Raw genomic sequence first — 2,073 nt, 5'->3', positions numbered from 1 at the left:
AGCATATCGAGCTTGATAAACGTCATTGATGCTATTTCTTTTAAGCTCACGATAGATCGTACTAGGATGTCTTTTAATGAGTTCAGCAAATTTTCTGGCTGAAAAGCCTTCTTTTCTTGACTCAAGCATTAATGCAGTACGATCTTCAAAGTTAAGATGATGGTATGACAATTTTATATACTCCATAAACCCTTTAAATTAATTAGGTGGTTTATGTCGCACTTCAAGTTTTACTCTGCCCAGAATCAGTGCGCAAGGCTTTAACTGAAGCTCTGAAATATTTACCTGCAGAACTGCGTAAAACGTTGACCTATGACCGTGGACGCGAGATGTCAGAACATAAAATACTCGAAGAAGATTTAGGCATAGATGTATATTTCTGTGACCCACATTCACCTTGGCAAAAAGGCACATGCGAAAATATGAATGGTTTAATTAGGCAATATTTACCTAAAGGGATTGATTTAAATCAGGCAGATCAGCATTATTTAAATCAAGTTGCCATGTCACTGAATACTCGTCCTAGAAAGGCGTTAGATTGGCTTACACCATTAGAGAAATTTGCTCAGCTTGTTGATTATCATATGGCTTTTGAAACTGTCGCACCTCATGTTTGAATTCGCCCTAATATAAAAGCTTATTTTCAATAAAAAACACATCATAATACCCCCTTGCCTTTTAACCACAAAAATATTGAAGTTATTATTTAGAAGCAATTAATAGAAAAATAAACAAATCTTTTTTAAACAAGCTACTAATAAAAATATCTCCATCGAAAATAAAGTATAAAAATTCAAAAACCATTTAATAAAGTATCAATAGAGTTAAAATACATATAGCTTACTTTTAATTTTAAAGAGGAATACAAGAAATAATTTCTTGTATTCCTGTTCTCTGTACACGACAAATTTCACAGAACCCTTATCCTATCAGGATTCTGCTTTCTTAAAATTGCCAAAATTTCCTTAAACTCTTCTTTTTTCCCAAAACCAATTAAACGCTGAATCGCCATTTGAACATAGTCTAAACCATAGCGAAATAAACTCATTGAGAGTCGTCCATGCTTCTTTATTTTTATCGCTTTTTTTTGATTATGTTGCCATTCACCCGTTAAGTAACACCAACAGAAGCTTATAGCTAACACCGCAATCAATTTTTTCACTCGTCTAGGGTCTGTCAAGCGCGTATTTTCAAGATTAAACCCGCGTCCTTTGAGACAACTGAATAAGGTTTCAATTTCCCAGCGTAATGCATAATCCTGAATAGCATTGGCATTAAACTGAGGAGAAACGACGAGTAAAAGCTCTCCATTTTCTAACTGTAGTGCACTTATATATAGTTTCACCCGACCAACCAAAATCCGTCGTTTACGACATTCAATTTGACCAACTTTAAGATGGCGAAATAAATCACTAATTTTATGATTCTTTCCTAAATGATTGGTGACAATGAAGTTTTTTTAACACGAATGCAGAAGTTGATGTCTTGTTCAATTAACCATGTAAACCACTGCTCACCGATAAACTCTCTGTCTGCGAACACATTCACAATACGGTCTTTACCAAAAATGGCTATAAAGCGTTGAATCAAAGCAATACGCTCTTTCGTATCTGAATTTCCACGTTTATTAAGCAATGTCCAAAGGATAGGTATCGCTATTCCACGATAAACGATTGCGAGCATCAGGATATTAATATTTCGTTTTCCCCATTTCCAATTGGTTCTATCTAAAGTCAGTTGCACTTTGTCGAATGAAAACATATTGAAAATCAACTGAGAAATTTGACGATAATCAAAATACTGACCTGCAAAGAAGCGCTGCATACGTCGATAAAATGATTGTGGTAAGCACTTGATGGGCAAGGCTTTAGATGCAGAAGAAAGATTACATGTTTGCTTTAAAATGATCACAAGCATGATGAGCGCAAAGCACTTTAAATGTGACTTGTTCCATTTTAGAGATTTGTTTAAGATAAGATATAACTCATTGAGATGTGTCATAGTATTCGTCGTTAGAAAACAATTATTGTGACATTATTTCAATGAGTTATCTATTTTTGTCGTGTACAGAGA

The 2,073-nt window shown here is 34.4% G+C and carries 2 protein-coding genes and 1 pseudogene; 1 reads left to right on the top strand and 2 read right to left on the bottom strand.

The window, feature by feature from the left end; translation table 11 throughout:
• Window positions 1-171 (bottom strand): helix-turn-helix domain-containing protein (locus BFN00_RS15605; protein ID WP_025464096.1); only part of this gene is annotated, 171 nt, incomplete at its 3' end.
• 71 nt (window positions 172-242) lie between these two features.
• Between BFN00_RS15605 and BFN00_RS15600 the strand changes: the two are divergent.
• Window positions 243-617, top strand: a pseudogene (locus BFN00_RS15600) (IS30 family transposase); the annotation flags it as partial.
• Window positions 618-910: 293 nt separating this feature from the next.
• Here BFN00_RS15600 and BFN00_RS15735 read toward each other — a convergent pair.
• A protein-coding gene (locus BFN00_RS15735) for an IS4-like element ISAba1 family transposase (RefSeq protein ID WP_100222414.1) occupies window positions 911-2,001 on the bottom strand; the annotation gives its coding sequence in 2 pieces (ribosomal slippage) (window positions 911-1,461 and window positions 1,461-2,001; 1,092 coding nt in all).
• Window positions 2,002-2,073: the final 72 nt, after the last annotated feature.

The sequence above is a fragment of the Acinetobacter sp. AR2-3 genome (genome assembly GCF_001878775.1).
GTDB lineage: Bacteria > Pseudomonadota > Gammaproteobacteria > Pseudomonadales > Moraxellaceae > Acinetobacter > Acinetobacter lwoffii_D.
The sequence above is the reverse complement of the archived record's forward strand: the minus strand, read 5'-3'. Positions and strand labels throughout refer to the sequence as shown.